General features: G+C 37.4%; 16 protein-coding genes. 6 read left to right on the forward strand and 10 right to left on the reverse strand.

Annotated features, from left to right (window positions below):
• Nucleotides 1–55: 55 nt before the first annotated feature.
• From BM141_RS06575 to BM141_RS06585, 3 genes are all read right to left on the reverse strand, one after another.
• On the reverse strand, nt 56–478 hold the full coding sequence (locus tag BM141_RS06575; RefSeq protein WP_091542111.1) for a BrxA/BrxB family bacilliredoxin: 423 nt from the start codon (nt 476–478) through the stop codon (nt 56–58).
• A 121-nt stretch (nt 479–599) separates the two neighbouring features.
• Entirely contained in the window at nt 600–950 is a 351-nt protein-coding gene (locus BM141_RS06580) for a DUF59 domain-containing protein (protein WP_091542113.1), read from the reverse strand.
• Nucleotides 951–953: 3 nt separating this feature from the next.
• Nucleotides 954–1376 carry a SufE family protein gene (locus tag BM141_RS06585; RefSeq protein ID WP_091542116.1) on the reverse strand — a complete coding sequence of 141 codons (423 nt, stop codon included), beginning with the start codon at nt 1374–1376 and terminating at the stop codon, nt 954–956.
• A 920-nt stretch (nt 1377–2296) separates the two neighbouring features.
• Here BM141_RS06585 and BM141_RS06590 point away from each other — a divergent pair.
• Nucleotides 2297–4210, forward strand: a complete 1914-nt coding sequence (locus tag BM141_RS06590; protein WP_091542119.1) for a fumarate reductase/succinate dehydrogenase flavoprotein subunit — start codon at nt 2297–2299, stop codon at nt 4208–4210.
• Between the two features lie 4 nt (nt 4211–4214).
• Nucleotides 4215–4985, forward strand: coding sequence for a succinate dehydrogenase/fumarate reductase iron-sulfur subunit (locus BM141_RS06595; RefSeq protein WP_091542122.1), 771 nt, complete (start codon nt 4215–4217; stop codon nt 4983–4985).
• Between the two features lie 71 nt (nt 4986–5056).
• On the opposite strand, the gene BM141_RS06600 is transcribed toward BM141_RS06595, so the two are convergent.
• The 7 genes from BM141_RS06600 to BM141_RS06630 form a co-directional block, all read right to left on the reverse strand.
• On the reverse strand, nt 5057–7717 hold the full coding sequence (locus BM141_RS06600; protein WP_091542125.1) for a tetratricopeptide repeat protein: 2661 nt from the start codon (nt 7715–7717) through the stop codon (nt 5057–5059).
• Between the two features lie 131 nt (nt 7718–7848).
• Nucleotides 7849–9387, reverse strand: coding sequence for an ion transporter (locus BM141_RS06605; RefSeq protein WP_091542128.1), 1539 nt, complete (start codon nt 9385–9387; stop codon nt 7849–7851).
• A gap of 22 nt (nt 9388–9409) precedes the next feature.
• Complete coding sequence (locus BM141_RS06610; protein ID WP_091542131.1) at nt 9410–9856, reverse strand: DinB family protein; 447 nt, start codon at nt 9854–9856, stop codon at nt 9410–9412.
• A 146-nt stretch (nt 9857–10002) separates the two neighbouring features.
• Entirely contained in the window at nt 10003–11022 is a 1020-nt protein-coding gene (locus BM141_RS06615) for a glycosyltransferase family 2 protein (RefSeq protein WP_091542134.1), read from the reverse strand.
• Nucleotides 11023–11027: 5 nt separating this feature from the next.
• On the reverse strand, nt 11028–11897 hold the full coding sequence (locus BM141_RS06620) for a glycosyltransferase family 2 protein (protein ID WP_091542139.1): 870 nt from the start codon (nt 11895–11897) through the stop codon (nt 11028–11030).
• A gap of 44 nt (nt 11898–11941) precedes the next feature.
• On the reverse strand, nt 11942–13012 hold the full coding sequence (locus BM141_RS06625; protein WP_091542141.1) for an RsiV family protein: 1071 nt from the start codon (nt 13010–13012) through the stop codon (nt 11942–11944).
• 92 nt (nt 13013–13104) lie between these two features.
• Nucleotides 13105–13857, reverse strand: coding sequence for an SDR family NAD(P)-dependent oxidoreductase (locus BM141_RS06630; RefSeq protein WP_091542148.1), 753 nt, complete (start codon nt 13855–13857; stop codon nt 13105–13107).
• A gap of 110 nt (nt 13858–13967) precedes the next feature.
• Here BM141_RS06630 and BM141_RS06635 point away from each other — a divergent pair, with 110 nt between their 5' ends.
• The 4 genes from BM141_RS06635 (at nt 13968) to BM141_RS06650 (ending at nt 18937) form a co-directional block, all read left to right on the forward strand.
• A complete protein-coding gene (locus BM141_RS06635) occupies nt 13968–14915 on the forward strand; it encodes an alpha/beta hydrolase (protein WP_091542151.1) in 948 nt (315 codons plus the stop codon).
• Nucleotides 14916–14951: 36 nt separating this feature from the next.
• A complete protein-coding gene (locus BM141_RS06640; protein WP_091542154.1) occupies nt 14952–15986 on the forward strand; it encodes an aminopeptidase in 1035 nt (344 codons plus the stop codon).
• Between the two features lie 70 nt (nt 15987–16056).
• Nucleotides 16057–17955: a caspase family protein gene (locus BM141_RS06645; RefSeq protein WP_091542158.1), complete on the forward strand. Its 1899-nt coding sequence runs from the start codon at nt 16057–16059 to the stop codon at nt 17953–17955.
• A 67-nt stretch (nt 17956–18022) separates the two neighbouring features.
• Nucleotides 18023–18937 carry a DUF72 domain-containing protein gene (locus tag BM141_RS06650; protein WP_091542160.1) on the forward strand — a complete coding sequence of 305 codons (915 nt, stop codon included), beginning with the start codon at nt 18023–18025 and terminating at the stop codon, nt 18935–18937.
• The last annotated feature ends 131 nt before the right edge of the window (nt 18938–19068 follow it).

Below are 19068 nucleotides of genomic sequence, written 5' to 3' on the forward strand. Positions count from 1 at the left end.
TAAAAGACGTACCAAGCTGTTTCCCAACTTAATACGTCAAAGTAGAAAATAAAATCTATGCTACTGAGCAAAATTCCTCAAAAGCCTCTTCTAAATGCTCAGCTATCATTTCCGCATTTCTTCCCTCTATGTGATGACGCTCAATAAAATGCACTAAATCGCCATCTTTGAAAATAGCGATAGAAGGCGAGGAGGGAGGATAAGGCAAAAGGTGCTTTCTGGCAGTTTCTACGGCTTCCTTGTCCACCCCTGCGAAGACAGTAACTAAATGGTCTGGCTTTACCTCAGCATTTTTCAATGCCAATTTTACTCCCGGACGTGCCGCACCTGCCGCACAACCACAAACAGAATTTATTACCAAGAGTGTAATCCCATTTCTTTTCAGAGCTTCCTCTACCTGCTCTGGCGTAGTCAAATCTTCGAAACCTACTGAAGTCAAATCTTGCTTCATTGGCGTAGTCAAATATTCTGGATACATTTTTAGTTATAAGTTATGAGTTATTAATTTTCTTAATACGGCATGAGGAATCGTTTATAAAATAACTGCTTTCTCAGACTGTATTTAACTATTTTCAAACAATTTTAAATCCTTAACACTTTTACATAAATCCAAGTTCCAATCTTGCGGCTTCTGACATCATTTCCATCGTATAGGGTGGGTCAAAAGTCAGCTCTACCGTTACATCATTTACCCCTTCCATGTGCTTGACCTTATTCTCGACCTCTACGGGAATCTCCTCCGCAGAGGGACAGGCAGGAGAGGTCAAGGTCATGCGAATAAATACATTGTTTACAGGATAAACCGTCAGTTCGTATATCAAACCCAGTTCCCATATATCTACAGGAATTTCAGGGTCATAAATTGTTTTTAAGGTTTCCACTACTCTATCTCGTAAGTTTTCTTCTACTGGTAGTGTTTGTTGTTCTACTACTAATTGTCCTTGTTCCATTGGCTAAACTTCTTGGGTTTGGTACGCAAAAGCGTAAAGTTTTACTTGCTTGACCAAAGAGGCAAATCCATTAGAGCGGTTCATGGAAAGCATCTGACGCAAGCCAATTTTATCTATGAAATACAAGTCAGCTTTGACGATGTCCTCTGCTTTTTGGTTAGAAAGTACGCGCACCACTAAGCTCACCAATCCTTTGACCAGCGTAGAATCGCTATCTCCATAAAATAGGACTTTGCCCTCTTGGATATAGGGATGTACCCACACCTTGGATTGGCAACCTTTGATGAGTTTATCGTCTGTTCTAAACTGCTCAGGATAAGGAGGTAAGTTTTTCCCCAATTCAATGATATAGTTGTAACTATCATTTCTATTGTCAAAAATGGAAAACTCCTCTATAATTTCGTCTTGTATTTCGTTAATGGTCATTAATATTTATTATTGATTGTTAGATAGTTAATCTTTGTGTAAGTAAGTTTTGTTATTTATGCTTTAATGCGATTAGTTCTATTTTATCTTGCTAATTTTCCTGCAAATTTAGAATGATTTTAAATAAGAACGATTGTTTTAATAACAATATTTATTGGGCTTTTGTTACAATCATTCGCTAAAAATTAAGTCTTGTTTAAGTATATTCACACCAATTTCTTAATAAATGACGGCTATGTGGCTACATAATTCGATTTTTTCACAAAATCTTTTGAAGCCTAAAATAGAGGTATTCTTAGGTCAAATCTATAACTTTAAGAGACAAAATTAAAGGAGACAAAATCAAAGTCAGAGTTTTACTATTTGATTTTCAGTAGATTACTTTTTATTCTTAGATGATTAATTCATCTAAATTGTTACCAGCTATTTATGGAACGCGGATAATGCTGATTTTACTTAATAAAACACAGATTTTGGGGCAGCCATTAGTGCCAGTCTGTCTAATCTGTAAAAATCTGTATTCTAAAATTATCATATAAAAAATTTATTCATTTATACATAAGTAAAAACTTTATTCATCATAAATAAGACATAATTAAGAACAATCATTATGAGGCTGTAGAGAAAAAAGCCAAGATAACAGAAAAAGAATGAAGAAGGTTTGTAGTCTTGACTTTTACTGTTAAATTTGAACGGCGAGTAATTTTTCAATATAAATAAAGAATACATGATTTTGCCTTTTATTTTTTAATTACATTTACACAAAAATTTCTTAAACAATCTTTTATCACAAAAAGTAATTTAAGGGCTTTAAGTTAGGAATTATGAGTTTTGAATAACTTTATTTATTTTTATACGTCAATTCATATTTCATTGTTTTTAATTCATCATTAGTCAGTCATCATTTATAATTTAGATATATGAAGTTAGATTCTAAAATTCCCGATGGACCGTTAGCGGAAAAGTGGTACAAACACAAATTTAACCTCAAATTGGTAAATCCCGCTAACAAGCGTAAATACGATATTATCGTGGTCGGTACAGGTTTAGCTGGGGCTTCTGCGGCGGCTTCTTTGGCGGAGTTGGGCTACAATGTCAAAGCTTTTTGTTTTCAAGATAGTCCTCGTAGGGCGCATAGCATTGCGGCTCAGGGCGGTATCAATGCAGCAAAAAACTATCAAAATGATGGAGATAGCGTTTTTCGCTTATTTTACGATACCATTAAGGGTGGAGATTTTAGAGCGAGAGAGGCAAATGTGTATCGCTTAGCAGAAGTAAGTGTAAATATCATAGACCAATGCGTTGCTCAGGGTGTTCCTTTTGCGCGTGAGTACGGCGGTTTGCTGTCTAACCGCTCTTTTGGTGGCTCGCAAGTGTCGCGTACTTTCTATGCCGCAGGGCAGACAGGTCAGCAGTTGCTTTTAGGAGCATACAGCGCACTCAGCCGCCAAGTAGCTACGGGCAAGGTACAAATGTTTACACGTACAGAAATGCTTGACGTAGTTATCATTGATGGGAAAGCCAGAGGCATCGTTACAAGAAACTTAGTTACAGGAAAGATAGAATCCCACGCCGCACATGCAGTTTTACTTTGCACAGGGGGTTACGGGAACGTCTTTTACCTTTCTACCAATGCTATGGGAAGCAACGTAACTGCGGCTTGGAGAGCGCATAAGAAAGGGGCTTTCTTTGGGAATCCATGTTTTACGCAAATCCACCCTACTTGTATCCCTGTTTCTGGCGACCACCAATCTAAGCTAACATTGATGTCAGAATCTTTGAGAAATGACGGAAGAGTGTGGGTGCCAAAGGATAGTAATGATAAACGCAAAGCACAAGATATTCCAGAAGAGGATAGGGATTATTTCTTAGAAAGAAAATATCCTTCTTTTGGAAACTTAGTGCCAAGAGATATTGCTTCCAGAAGTGCCAAAGAAGTTTGCGACCAAGGCAGAGGCGTAGGGGCAAGCGGCTTAGCAGTATATTTGGACTTTGCAGATGCCATTAAAAGAGACGGCAGAAAGAAAATAGAAGAAAGGTACGGCAACCTTTTTGATATGTACCAGCAAATCACTGGAGAAAATCCTTATGAAACCCCTATGCGTATCTATCCTGCTGTTCACTATACTATGGGAGGTTTATGGGTAGATTACAACCTCATGACTACTGTACCTGGTCTTTATGCACTTGGCGAAGCAAACTTCTCTGACCATGGGGCAAATCGCTTGGGCGCAAGTGCCTTGATGCAAGGACTGGCAGATGGTTACTTTGTGATTCCTTATACTATTGGAGACTATTTGGCAGGCATGCCCCCAACCAAGATAAGCACCGACCACCCTGAGTTTAAGAAAGCAGAGGAAGACGTAAAAAATCAAATTAATAAGATATTGAGCATCAATGGGAATAAGACAGTTGACCAATTCCACAAAGAAATGGGCAAAATTATGTGGGACTATTGTGGAATGGCTCGCAATGCCGAGGGTTTGAAGTTTGCAAAAAAACGTATGCAAGAAATTCGCGAAGAGTTTTGGAGCAATGTAAAAGTAACAGGTACAAACGAAGAACTCAATATTACTTTGGAAAAAGCCTTGCGTGTAGCGGATTTCTTGGAATTAGGGGAACTAATGATAGATGATGCCGCTCATAGAGAGGAGTCTTGTGGCGGACATTTCCGCGAGGAGTACCAAACTCCCGAGGGCGAAGCAGAGAGAAATGATGAGAAATTTGCTTATGTAGCCGCTTGGGAATACAAGGGAGCAAATCAGCCTGAGGTATTGCACAAAGAAGAATTGCTATTTGAAAATGTAAAATTGACCAAAAGAAGCTATAAATAATACTATGAAGATAACATTGAAAGTTTGGCGACAAAAAAACGCCCAAGATAAAGGAAGATTAGTTACTTACCAATTGAATGATGTTTCTCCTGATATGTCATTCTTGGAAATGTTTGACGTACTGAACGACGAGCTGCTTTTGAAAGGGGAAGACCCTATAGCTTTTGACCATGATTGTCGCGAAGGAATTTGCGGCGCATGTAGTATGTTTATCAATGGAAAGCCACACGGTCCCCTACAAACTACGACTTGTCAGTTGCACATGAGGTCTTTCAAAGATGGCGATACCATAGTAGTCGAACCTTGGAGAGCAAAGCCTTTTCCAGTATTAAAAGACCTAATAGTAGATAGAAGTGCCTTTGACCGCATCATGCAGGCGGGAGGTTATATTTCGGTGAATACAGGGGTAACTGTAGATGCAAACGAGATTCCTATTCCTAAAAATATTGCAGATGAGGCATTTAGCGCAGCTACTTGTATTGGTTGCGGGGCTTGCGTTGCCGCTTGTAAAAATGCTTCTGCCATGCTTTTTGTTGCTGCAAAGGTTTCTCAGTTGGCACTTTTACCACAAGGACAGGCAGAAAGAAAACGTAGGGTGCAAAAAATGGTAGCACAGATGGACGCAGAAGGCTTCGGTGCATGTACAAATACAGGGGCTTGCGAAGCAGAGTGTCCTAAGCATATTTCTATCACCAATATAGCTCGCTTGAATAGAGAATACCTGACTGCTAAGATAGCCTCAGAGGAAATGATAGAGGAGGAAGTAGTAGCATAGTAGGCAAGTCATTTAATACTCAATCGTTTAGACGTTCCATTTTCTTCTGTATGAAATGGAACGTCTTTTATTCATACCCTAAACCCTACCACACATATATCGTCTATTTGGCGTGTTTTTCCTTGCCACTGAGCAAGATTTTCTGCCAAAAGCCGTTCTTGTTCTTGCATAGGCAAATAGTAAATTTGATGCAGAAACTCTCTGAATTTACGAATAGAAAAACCTCTACCCTCCGTCCCTCCAAACTGGTCTTGGTAGCCGTCAGTAAAGAGGTAGAAAGTCGTTTTCTCGGATTCATCATTAGGCAAGGAGATTTGTTGCTTGGTATAATAAACGTCTTGTTTTGTAGTATTACCTCCTATTTCGTAGTGGTCGCCTTTGAGGTAGAATAGTTCTCCATTCTGCACATAAACAATAGGGTTCTTCGCACCTGCAAACTCTACTTTTCTATTTTCCTTGTCTATCAGCACTATGGCTAAGTCCATGCCGTCCCTATTAGCTGTTTTTTCCTGTTGGAGCGTGTATTTGATGCCTTTACTTAATTCATTCAAAATGAGTTCGGGGGAATAAATTTTTTTCTCATCTACAATTTCCTTGAGCAAGTTACTCCCAATCAATGACATGAAAGCACCGGGTACGCCATGCCCCGTGCAATCCACTACTGAAAAAAGAATACGATTATCTGGAAGCATCCGCAGCCAATAAAAATCTCCACTGATAATGTCTTTAGGTCGGAAAAGCAGGCAATACTCTCCAAAAGTAGCTTGCATTTGCTCTGGCAGAGGTAGAATGGAATGTTGTATGCGTTTAGCATAAGTGATGCTTGCTGTAATATCTCTATTTTTGGCAGCAATAATTTCATTCTGTATGCTTAGTTGGCGAAGGCTACTTTCTAATTGTTCATTAGTTACTAAAAGTTCTTCGGCATTTTGTCTGATTTCTTCCTCTGAGGTACGTAGCTCCTCGTTAATTTCTTGGATTTGCTTTTGTTGTTTCTCTAAGGTTTTATTTTTTTCTTGGATAAGTTTACGTTGCCTATTGGAACGCCTAATCGCCCAAGCCATAATCAACATGATGAGCAGAGCGGCTAAACCTCCTAAATAGACAAAGCGTTCTCGCATCTTTTGCTCTTGCAATTCTTGCTTTAGCTGTAAATTCCTGATTTGATTTCTATTTCTCTCTAATTCTATCGCTTTTTGCTGTTCCTCTTGCGCTACTTTTTGCTTTTCTAAGGCTAATTCTTGCATGATTTTTTCCTGATTCAAGGTCAAAATTTGTTGTTTTTGACGCTCTGTTTCAAGGAGCTGCTCGGCAAGGCGAAGTTGTTGCTCGGCTCTTTCTTTGGCAAGGCGTTGGTTTTTCACGTTGGCTTCGTTCAGTTCACTTTCCTTTTTTAGCAAGGTTAGTTCTTGCTCTTTTTTCTCTGCCTCTAACAATGCCTGCCTGAGTGCGAGGCTTTGTTTTTCTTTTTCAGACAAAAGCAAGAGCAAATCACTTTCTCTTTCTTGTGCTTCTATACGTTTTTTCTGAAGATTCTCCTTAGATTTAGTTGCTTGATTTTCAATGATTTTACTATATTCATCTGCTTTTTTGAAAGCATCTTGTGCCGCTTTGAAATCATTTTGACGATTATACACCTCGCTCAAAATTAAATAGCTATCTTTCAGTTGCTTGTAAGCATTGGCGGGAGTGGCTATTTGGACAGCTTGGTTAGCATATTGGAGTGCTTGAAAGGGATTTTGACTTAGTAGGCTATTGGCTGCCACTAAATTGTACTTATCTGCCAAATCTTCTGGAATATTTCTTTTTTTCTCTATTTCAATAGCTTGTAAGTGGTATTCTTGTGATTTAGTAAAGTTGCCAAGCATAGAGTAGGTTACAGCAATATTGCTTAGGATAGTGGCATCTTTCTGTTTAATTTTCTCAAAAGTAGCAATAGCAGATTGAAAATAAGCCTCTGATTGAGCCAAATCGCCTTTTTGTCGGTATAAGTAGCCTAAATTTTGTTGCGTAAATGCCAACTGATTTATTTGCTTATTTTTCTCATAAATACTGCTTAATTCTTGGGTGTAGTGGATAGCTTCCTCATAGCGTTTTTCAGCGGTGCAAACTACTGCTATTTTTGTAAGTGCTTCTGTTTCTGTTTTTATGTCATTACTTGCATAGGCAAGATTGACCAATTCTGCATAGTTTTTCTCTGATTCTGCTAATTGCCCGTTTAGGTAGTAAGTTTCGGATAAAGAAGAAAGTACTTGCTTTTGAAGTTCTATGTTTTCACTTTGTCTGTAATATTGATAGGACTTTTGAAAATACTCTATAGCTTTTTCATATACTTGATTTTTTTTGTAGATAGAGCCAATATAGTGTTGTAAATCAGCCACTTTTTGATTGTTTTTGTCTTTTTCGTGAAGTGAAAGGGCTTGTAAGGCATACTCTACAGCCGTTTCATACTCTTGCTTTTGTAAATATAAGTCTGCTATTTTTTGGCACAAACTCCCTATTACGGTTACACTTCCACTCTCATCGGTTAAGTCTAAGGCTTGTTTGAAATAAGAAATAGCATTGTCTATCTGGTTAGTTTGCTTGGAGATGGTAGCCAACTGTTCTAAAATCTGCACTTTTTCTGCTTGGGAGTTAGATTTTTGCAAACGCGCAAGTAACTCTCCTCTGTCTTGGGCATGACACAGGGAAAGGTATAAAATAAAAAACGCTATGAAAAAAATATTTTTCAACTAAGCAATAGTGTACTGAACAAACTCCTCATTTAGAAAAATTTATCTATTATTTATACTTTGAAAAGTGTGTGATAATAGATAAAATTACGGTAAATTATCAATTATTCGCAAATTCTGAAAGGAAAAAATTAGGTAAGCATCTTTATCTCATTACTAATTCTTTTTACTTGCTCAAAAAACATATAACTTTCTAATATTTTATGATTTACCTTAATCTCAAATACATTTTCGCAATGAGAGCAAAGCCATATAAGTAGCTGATACTGGCACTTGCTCATACTCATTTTTTCTAATTCAAATTCTGAATCTAAGTTCTTGGCTGACTCCACTACCAAGATATGTTGATATTCTTTCAGTTTCAAAATGTCCTCTTTGAACTGAAAAAGGGCTTGGTGCTTAGTAGGGAGTTTTTTGCGTTCCTTCTTAGACATTTCTAAGTGATTATCTTGCCAATAGAGTTCGTTGTTCAGAAAATCAAAATCATAATCTAAGTTTAAAGAATTTTTTTGGTATAACTCATTAGAAATCAGGTCTGCATTTAATAATTCAGATGTACAGTAGGCAAAATAACCTACCCCTGTATCTGCACAGCTATTGGGTGTGATAATCAAGTGCTTACTATTCTCTCTGTCTATTCTTGCCCCATAAAGCGTAATATCCTGATAGGCATAGTGTTCTATTAGGTTCGTGTCCACATATTTTTCATCTTCCGCAGAGTGAACTGCTCTTACCCTGAATCCTTTTTTTCCTTCTAAAATGTTGAAAATATTATTTTCATGGATAAAAAGTGCATCTTTGAGCGTAAACAAGGTACGGGGTCTTTCAAAAACTTCTACACCAAGTATTTCATTGTGCTTTTTGCGGAAAGCCTCTTTGAGTTTTTGATATTGTTTTTGCAATTTATTTTCATCTATGACCTCGATAAATCCCGTAGCGATAATGCCTGTTGGGATAACTACAATACCTATTTTGAGCAAGCCTATGATTGCCGCAATCAACTTACCCAAAGGAGTAACAGGCATCAGTCCATTTTCTATATGTCCTGTAGCATCATCTACAAAAACAGCAAAAGCCCAAGTCATGGCTGTAAAAATATCCTTAATTTTAGTTTGTTCACCTCCTACCCCATTGCCAAACTCGAAGTCATTTTCTACTTCATAAAGCAATACAGAAAGAAAAACAGTAGCTACTATGACGACCAGAGCGGATTTGACTAACTCAGTCTGTTTTTTTATAATTGCCCTAAGAATCAGCTCAATAGAATGGTCGTGCTGAAAAGCTTTGAATATGCGGAGTAAGCGTAGGGTCAGGAAATAATCGTGATGTGCTGTATTGCTCAGCAAGAAAATCATGGGGGGAATAACCGCCGCAAAATCTATAAGTAGGTAAAAAACAAGTAAAGTCCTCTCCCACTTGCGTCTGTGTCGAATAAAAAGAATATCCAATACAGATAGTTTAGAGAGCAACTCTACCAAAAAAATGATAGTAACAATGGTTTCAAATGCCTGAAGATTAGGCAAGTAATCCATCGGTAGGATAGTTTCTAAGGTAACTACCAAAGTACTTACCAAGATAGTAGCATAGATAAAGTTATCTATCTGCTTAGCAATTGGTGTAGTTTTTACGTTCAGGTCAAAAATCTCGGCAATGAGTTGTCTATTTACCATTAGAAATATTGGTTAAGTAATTTTATAAAAGTCTTCTGTGATAATTGATTTGCCCTAAGTGATAGTCTAAGTGCATAGCCAAATGTATCAAAAAGTAAGAGGTAGGCATTGGGTAGCCAAAAACTTGTATAGGGTACTCTTGGGCAAGCTGCTCCTCAGTAAGTTGGGGAAGCACCTCTTTGACAACAACAATCGTGCTTTCTATGTCTTTGATAAGCTGACTTTGTGGAATATTTTCTGAAGAAAACTCTGCTTCTCTATTTCTTACGAAGCCCGTTTTCCCCAAAATAGCCCCTATAAAATGCCTAAGATTGCCTGTGAGGTGCAAGCAAAGATTTCCTGCGGAATTATTAATACTTCCGCTTACTTGCCAAAGTTTTTCTTCGCTTTCATAGCTTTGGATTTCTTGTTTCAGTTTGCTCAAATCTCGCTCGTAGAGCGCAACGAGGTGCTTAATAAGTAGTTCCATGTATGCCAAAAAAGATTAATTTAGATTTTACATATGTACGGGGTAAAAAAATTGAGATAATAGTCTTTTAAATCTTTTTAGCCATTGACATGATGGCTGAGTCGACTATTATTATGTGTTTTACTTAGTCCAAAAGTAAATGAAAATTAGGTAAAAAATCTTACTTTTAGCCAATATATGCTGTTTTTTAAATAGTAAAAAAATCTTTTTTCTTTTATGCAAAGGAAAAAAACTTGTAATAGCCCAATGAGTATGCTTCCTTTTTGTAGATTGGTAAAGGCACCCGACTCAGAGGAATTAGCCAACCAAAAATTTTTATTATAAAAGATTCTTTTAAATGCCTTTTTGAGATTTTTATCCGTTTGAACTAAAGACTTGTATATAGAGTAAAACCCCAATCCGTAACTTAATACTTCACTTAGCCAGATTTTAATAAACTTTTTGCTATTATCCGCTAAAATTTTTTTCTCATTATTTGTGCAGGTTTCAAAAATATGCTGAATAATCCTTACTCTTTCGTTACGGGTCAAATCGATATATTTGCTATCACTGCTTATTCCTGTGCCAGAGTAAGATGCAATAATTATATCCACATATAAATACTGAAAACCAAAGCGAAAAGCCTCATACTCCATTTTTGTGTCTGCACAGATTTTATAGCTTTCATCAAAATTTCCTGCCACTTCAAACACTTTCTTGCTCATCAGTATTGCTTGGTGGTAAATAGACTCTCCTGCAAAGAAATATTTATCAAATTTAGTGCTTTTATAAGAATGAGTGTGATTCGCAAAATTGATGATTATATCTCCTACAATGACACCAATATCTTCATTTATACTTTTTTCAAATATATCGCTTAATACACTATTGCCGTATAACCTATCATCTGCCCCCAAAAAATATAACCAATCTCCTTTGGAAAGGCTGATTCCTTTATTCATGGCATTGTAAATGCCTGTGTCTTTTTCAGAAACATATTTTAAGTGAGTGTATTTTGAGGCGTATTCTTTTACTATTTCCATAGTATTATCCGTGGAAAGTCCGTCTATTATCCAATGCTCAAAATAGGGATAGGTCTGTGAGGCAACACTTTCTATGCAGGCTATTAATGTTTGGGCGGCATTAAAAGTCGGAGTAATAACACTGATGAAAGGCGAATTATTCATGATTTTTATTTCAAGAAAAACTTTTGTGTAGCTCTATCAAAATCAAAGTTAGGGGGAAATCTGAATACTAAGCTATTGTAATAAAACTTGTCTTGCAACCATTTCCAGTCCTTTAAAATAGGAATTTTTAGCAAGGTATTTTCTATCAAGCGTATCCTTCTTAGCTCCTTTTTCTCTTGTTCGTTTAGCTGATGCTTACTAAGGATAATTTCTGCTTCTTTGCAGTATGCCTCTAATTGTTCTAAGCTCTTTTGATTGGCTGAGCGCAAGCGGTAAGCCCCAATAAGCGTATTAATTGCGTATAATTCTGCATATTGGAAAAAACGCAACCATAGTTCTAAATCAGAAGCTAATAGGTAATCCGTGTTGATATAGCTTCCCGCTTTCTCCCACAAATTTCTATGCCAAAAAGTACCTTCTTGTTGGATAAACTTATAGTCATAGCGGTAGTAACGATACTTGTTCCACTTTGGCAGGGTGTGGATACGCACTGTTTTTCCATGCTCGTCTATGTGAGCAGGCATACCATGAATCCATTGAATTTGAGGAAAGTTTTGAAATAACTCAGCAATGATAAAAAGACTATGGGGATAGAGCATGTCATCAGAGTTTAGATAAGTCATAATTTCCCCTGTACTTTTTTCGAATCCCTTTTGTACTGCATGATAATGCCCTTTGTCTTTTTTACTTTCAAAGTAAGCTAAGTATTTTTCATACTTCTTGATGATTTCCACACTATTATCTGTACTGTTTCCGTCTATGATGATATACTCCAAATTAGGGTAGTTTTGTTCTATGACAGAAAGAATCGTTTGTTCAAGGTATTGACCTTGATTGAAGGAAGGGGTTACGATAGATATTTTTGGATAGTACATTTGCTAAAAAAATTTCTTACCAGCATGAAGTTTTTGAGGAATAATTATTTTTTAAACAAATGACTAATAGGACTTTCTGCTTTTAAGATACTCAACATCTCTTTGAAAGGAATATAAATCTCCAAATCATTATCAGAATCAGGCAGCAAGTAAAAAAAGGTCATTCCCCCCGTAGTCATATAAAAATCAAAATCTATCATAGACGTGTCTAATTTATTACTCCCTGCTTCTTGCAAGTTATCTTTATCGATGCTTTTAATAATAGCTTGCAAGATAATTTTTCTGAGTTCTTCCTTGTAGTCTGCTTTAAAAATATCGTCCAGATGTATCAGTTTTCCCGTCTTCAGGTCCCAAGTATAAAACTTTTGTTCATTTATCTCTTCGCCGTCAGCATCTACTACTTCATTGATACGAATAGAAAGCAGATAGTTTTCATTAAGATACACCAGCATATCTATATCTATAGACTCTCGCTCCGCCGCCCCATCCAAGAGGTAGCTGTAATGTTTATGTAATTTTTCAACAATTTGATTTTTAAATACTTCTATATTTAGATTATTGGGCATAGAGAGTTTGAAAGTACCTTTGCCTAAATCGCCGCGGACTGCCTCTAATACTTTGGCATCAGGAAATTGGGAGGGATAAAGAAAATGCACTTTGGTATCAAAAGGGGCGATAGTATCCTTGTTATTGTTGATATAGTACTGAGCAAATTGCATACTGCCTTTGGTGTAGTCTTCTTTAAGTTCAACAGGGACTTTGCGTTTGCCCTGCTCGGTTTCTCTAACTCCAATAAAACTTTTTTTAGTAATTACCCCTTCAAAAATGCCTGTAATATGTCCGTTCGTATCGAGTTCCTCTAAGATATGTTTTGTGGAGTTGCTTTTAATTTCTTTAAGTTGGAAAGGTCTGCCGTTGGCATTGTAATAATACGTTCCTATATACTGGTTTTCATGGTTCATCAAGTCTGCAGTGATAGGCTGATTGTTTAGTTTTCCTGTAAAATGCGTATAAAAACCAGAGGTAATGACTTCTATTTTATCATCTATTTTTTGTGCTTGGGCATAGGAAAGACAAATACATATCGATACAATAAAGCTATGAATCTTTTTCATTTTTTCAGTAGGTAAAAGTGAACGAATTAAATATAGAGCAAGGATTTTTTATGCTTACTCTTACCAAAATTTAGACCATTTCCTCAAAAATACTAAACTCTATTTACTACTGTACTGCTTGCCTGAGCCGTAGGGAAAAGAATTACATCAGCAATATTGACATGGGCAGGGCGACTGACGGCAAAATAAATCACCTCTGCAACATCTTGGGCAGTAAGTGGAGTAATGCCTTTGTAAACATTTTTTGCCCTTTGCTCATCACCTTTGAAACGAACTAAGGAAAACTCCGTTTCTACTAACCCCGGATTAATTGCGGTCACTTTGATGCCGTATTGCACCAAATCCAACCTCATGCCTGAGTTAAGCGCATCTACGGCGTATTTAGAAGCACAGTAGGCATTTCCGTTGGGATAAACCTCTTTACCCGCAATAGAGCCAATGTTGATGATATGCCCTGATTTTCTTTCTACCATGCTTGGAATCACTGCCTTAGAAACATACATTAATCCTTTTACATTAATGTCTATCATCGCTTCCCAATCTACCAAGTCTGCCTTGTCCACAGGTGCAAGCCCGTGTGCATTGCCCGCATTGTTCACTAAAACATCAATTTGTTTCCAATCTGTGGGTAAGTTTTCTATTTGTCTAAAAACCTCCTCTTTGTCCCTTACATCAAAGCAAAGTGTATAGACTTTTACAGATTGGCTTAGCTGCATGGCTAATTCTGCCAAGCGTTCTTGTCGCCTTCCACACAGAATCAAGTCGATTTGGTGCTGAGCAAAAAGTTCTGCCGTAGCTTTTCCTATGCCCGAAGTGGCTCCTGTTATCAGGGCTATTTTTTTCATAGATTTTTTGTAACTATGTAACTATTTAGGTACTTGCAAAAGTAAGAAAAAGTGTAATTATTTACTACTAAGACACAAAGCCACTAAAAAAATTTTAAAAAGATAATTTTATGAAAACAACACTTTTTATTCTAATTTTTACTTTCCTAATCATGGAAAATACTTTTTCCCAATCCAAAGAGGAAATCGTCAAAATCGACAAAATAGAAGGAACTTTGCTTATCCCTGACGCTAAAAAAACAGTTCCTGTCGTACTTATCATTGCAGGTTCGGGTCCCACTGACCGCAATGGGAATAGTGGAATTGGCATTACTGCCCAATCTTATAAACTCTTAGCAGAAGATTTGGCAAAAAATGGCATCGCATCTTTACGTTATGATAAAAGAGGCATAGGCAAAAGTGCAGAGGCAGGCATGAAAGAGGACAGTTTGCGCTTTGAGCATTACATTGATGATGCAGTGGCGTGGGTAAATTTTTTAGGCAAAGATAAGAGATTCAACAAGATAGTTATTCTTGGGCATAGCGAAGGCTCGCTGATAGGCATGGTAGCAGCTCAAAAAAGCAAAGCAAATAGCTATATTTCCGTAGCGGGGGCTGGCAGACCAATTGACGAGATAATTTTGCAACAAGTCAAAGACCAAAAACAACCTGAAAATATCGTAAATGATATAAGCGGTCTGTTCGCACAACTCAAAGAAGGCAAACTCATTGAAAATCCTAACCCTCTGTACTTCAGCTTATTTCATCCAAGTGTGCAACGTTATATGATTTCTTGGCTCAAATACAACCCGCAAGCAGAAATCAAAAAACTAACAATTCCTACGCTGATAGTACAAGGCACGACTGATATTCAAGTGGCTGAGAGCGAAGCAAAACTACTTAAAGATGCCAAACCAGATGCCCAATATTTGCTCATAGAAAAAATGAACCATATTTTGAAAACGAGTTCAACAGATAGAGCAGAAAACATAGCCACTTATTCCAAAGCAGATTTGCCTTTGGCAGAAGGTTTGGTAAGTGGGTTGGTGCAGTTTATCAAAGAGAATGGAAAAAATTAATGATGTTTACCAACAAGCAAATATATACTACTAAAGATGCGTAAGTTAATCAAAAGAATATTATTGATTTTTCTACTTTTATTACTTTTTCTTTGCATTTGGCAGTTTGAAATCATCAGCTATGGGCTAATGCAAGCAAAAGGACAGTTTACTATCTTGTTGAAAGCCAGACCCATTAGAGAAGTATTAGAAGATAAGAGCATCCCAGATTCTGTCAAAAGTAAATTACACCTTATTCAGGAAATAAAACAATTTGCTATTGATTCTTTGGGATTATCGCCATCGGGGAGCTATGAAAAATTCTACGACCAACAGGATAAGCCCATTCTATGGACTATTACTGCTTGTGAACCTTACAGTTTGACTGCCAAAGAGTGGTTTTTCCCTTTTGTTGGGACTTTTTCTTATAAAGGATTTTTTGATAAGGGCAAATTAAAAAAAGAGGAGGAGAGATTGAAAAAACAAGGTTGGGATACTGAAATAGACGAAGTAAGCGCATGGTCGACTTTGGGCTACTTTGATGACCCTATTTTGTCGAGTATGCTCATGCGTAGCGAGGGAAGTTTGGCAAACTTAATTATCCACGAGCTTACACACGGCACACTGTTTATCAATGATAACCTTACTTACAATGAAAATTTAGCCAACTTCGTAGGCAATCAAGGGGCTATCCTTTTCCTACAATTCAAGTATGGAGAAAATTCTTTACCATTGGAAAAGTATCTTGCTCAGCAGCAGGATAGAGAAAAACTCAATGCTTTTTTGCTTAGTGCTACACAGAAATTGGATTCTCTTTATCGTTCGTTTGATAAAAAAACGTCACTGGAACAGAAGCAAACTCAAAAGGAAAAAATGATTCAACACATTATTTCTTCTGTGGATACTATTGCTTTCCGTGGAGAAACATATAAAGACTACTTTAAGGATTACACCCCTAATAATGCTTTTTTTGTAGGTTTTCTCACTTACAATGAAAAGCAAAACACCTTTGAGCAAGAATTCAAAAATCAGTTTAATGGTGATTTCAAGAAGTATTTTGCCTATTTGAGAGAGAAATATGCCCAAAACTGACTTTTCTCTCTAACTCTCATAAGTTTTTTACGTAAAATAATTAAAAAGTTATTTTACCCCTACAAAAACAATGAAACGCTTTTTCTTATTTATAGCAATATTACTGCCTTTTTGCTGTTTTGCCCAAGAAGTACGTACTTTCTATCAAGCAAAAATGATTCGCTCCGTGGCTTTTTCACCTGACGGGAACTTTATCCTGACTGGAGGAGAGGATAAAACAGCAATTCTCTGGGATGTGCAAGGAAAGATTTGGCAAACGCTCAAAGGGCATCAAGGTATTATCCGCTCTGTAGCACTCTCTCCTGACGGCAATTATGCACTTACAGGTAGCGAAGACCAGACCGCAAGACTCTGGAATCTGCGTACAGGTACAGCTGTTGAGATTTTAGCCCACACCGACCCTGTGGGTGCAGTTGCTTTTTCTCCTGACGGAAAGTTTTTGCTGACTGGTTGCCATGACCATATTGTCCGTTTGTGGGATTATCAAGCCAACTTGATTCAAACTTTTTATCATGAAGCCATCATTCGCTCAGTAGCTTTTGCACCAAATAGCAAACTAATTCTAACAGCAGGCATGGACGGTGTGGCTACTATTTGGAACTTACAAGGACAAGTCTTGCAAAAATACATAGGGCATACTAATCAAGTATTTGCAGCGGCTATTTCTCCTAAAACCCAGCACATCCTGACGGGTAGTTTTGATGAAACTGCCAAAATTTGGGATAGTAAAGGTAATGTGATTAAAACGTTCTCCAATCTTTATTGGGTAAGTGCCGTTGCCTTTTCCCCTGATAGCAAGTTTATCCTTACAGGTAGTTTTGACCAGACTGCTAAACTTTGGAATCAGCAAGGAAAGATAGAACAAGAGTTTGGTGGTCATGGGAGTTGGATAAGTGCTGTGGCTTTTTCTCCTGATGGCAGATACGTGCTTACCTCTGGGGGAAACTCCGCTAAACTTTGGGACATTTCAAATATCAAACCTAAAGCTCCGCCTCTACCTCCACAAATTACATGGAATAATACGCTACTCAAAAGTAAATCTAAAAATTATGTAGTAGATGCTTGTATCCAGACCTCTACTCCTCTGCAAAGTATGCAAGTATATGTGAATGAGGCTATACAAATAGAAAATGCCACCAGAGGCATAGGAGTAGTACCCAGTGGGACTTGTGATGTCCAGCTTAAGCGCAATGTTACTTTGAAAGAAGGAAAAAATACTATCAAAATTGTAGCAGCCAATGCAGGTGGTCTTACTACTTCAGAAATAGTAGAGGTAGCCTATCTACCTGAAAAAGAGGTTAGTATTACTACGGCAAAACGCATAGCCTTAGTCATAGGTAATAAAGACTATAAAAACTCTCCACTAAAAAACCCTGTCAATGACGCAGAAGCAATAGCCATGGAGCTTAGTAAGCTGGGGTTTGAGGTACTCAAATATACCAATCTAAATCAAGATGAAATGAAAAATGCTATCTTGAAATTTGGACATAAACTAAGTAGCACAGGAGGAATTGGTTTATTTTACTTTGCAGGTCATGGCATAGAGCAGAACGGGGAAACTTACCTACTTCCGATAGAGGAGAGAAACGAGTTAAGTATAGAAGAATATACGCTCTCTGCGGTAGGTCTGAAAAAAGTACTTAGCGAAATGGAACAAGCAAACAATATAATGAATATACTCATCTTAGATGCTTGTAGGAATGAAAAAGGCAACCGCGGTATCACAGGAACAGACATCGCTCCAAAGGGAACTTTCATAGCCTATGCCACCCAAGCAGGAGGAGTTGCCTTAGACGGTAATGGGAAAAATGGACTTTACACCGAAGAGCTTATCAAAGCATTGCGACAACCTAATCTACGTTTAGAAGATATTTTTATGCAAGTAAGAAAAAATGTACGCTTGCGTTCCCAAGACCAACAAATCCCAAGAGAATACTCCTCGATAGAGGAAAAGTTTTATTTTAAGTAATTAGCCAATAATTCGCTTAGGATTAATTAAATTTGGATAAATAAATATTCTAACAAACGTACTTCTCATGGATTTTGGCAAACTCCAAGACATTAGTCAAGTAGATTTTGGCTTACCCACTGACCACCCTCTAACTCCAAGCGTACTTGCAAAGAGTAAGAAATCTCCTTTGGAAGTGTATGTAGGCTGCCCTGTTTGGAGTTGTGAAGCATGGGTCGGTACTTGGTATCCACCGAAAACACAAAGTAGGGATTTTCTAAAATATTATGCCCAGCAGTTCAACACTATTGAACTGAATACTACCCATTATCGAATCCCCGACCTCAGTACAATAGAGAAATGGAGAGAAAGTACACCAACTTATTTCCGATTCTGCCCTAAAATTCCACAAGTCATTAGCCACGACCAACTTTTGCAAGATGTAGCCTTGCTCAATCAAACTTTCTGCGAAAATGTGTATGCTTTAGGCAATAGGCTGGGAATTTGCTTTTTGCAACTTCCGCCTTATTTCGCTCCTGATAAGTTACCCATTTTAGAAAATTATGTCAAACAGTTCCCTTCCCAAGTTCCTCTTTCTGTGGAGTTTCGCCACGAGGCTTGGTTTGCCAAACGCAATGGTCTTATGCCTATAAGTGAAGCTACAGAAATGCTTGAAAGTTATGGTGTTAGTACTGTCATTTGCGATGTAGCAGGCAGGCGAGATGTACTTCACCAAAGGCTCACCACTACTACGGCAGTCATCAGATTTGTCGGCAACAATTTACACCCTACAGACTACAGTCGCATAGATGAGTGGACGCATCGTATCCAAAATTGGATAGATATGGGTTTAGAAAAATTGTATTTTTTTGTTCATGAACCTGATAATATACTTTCGCCCGACTTATCACTGTACTTTATAGAGAAAATAAACAAAGCGTGCAACCTAACTCTTAAAACACCTATCTCTTATCAAAAACACTCGCAAATCAAGTTATTTTAAATTTTAACTTACTTTTTCATTTTTTTGGTACTTATTTTGGGTAAACTTGTTTTATGTTTGCGTGAAGTTCTTATCTTAGCAGTTTAATATATAGTTTGTTTACCCTTACTTTACATCTATTGCCTAATAGT

This window comes from Thermoflexibacter ruber, from assembly GCF_900113045.1.
GTDB lineage: Bacteria > Bacteroidota > Bacteroidia > Cytophagales > Thermoflexibacteraceae > Thermoflexibacter > Thermoflexibacter ruber.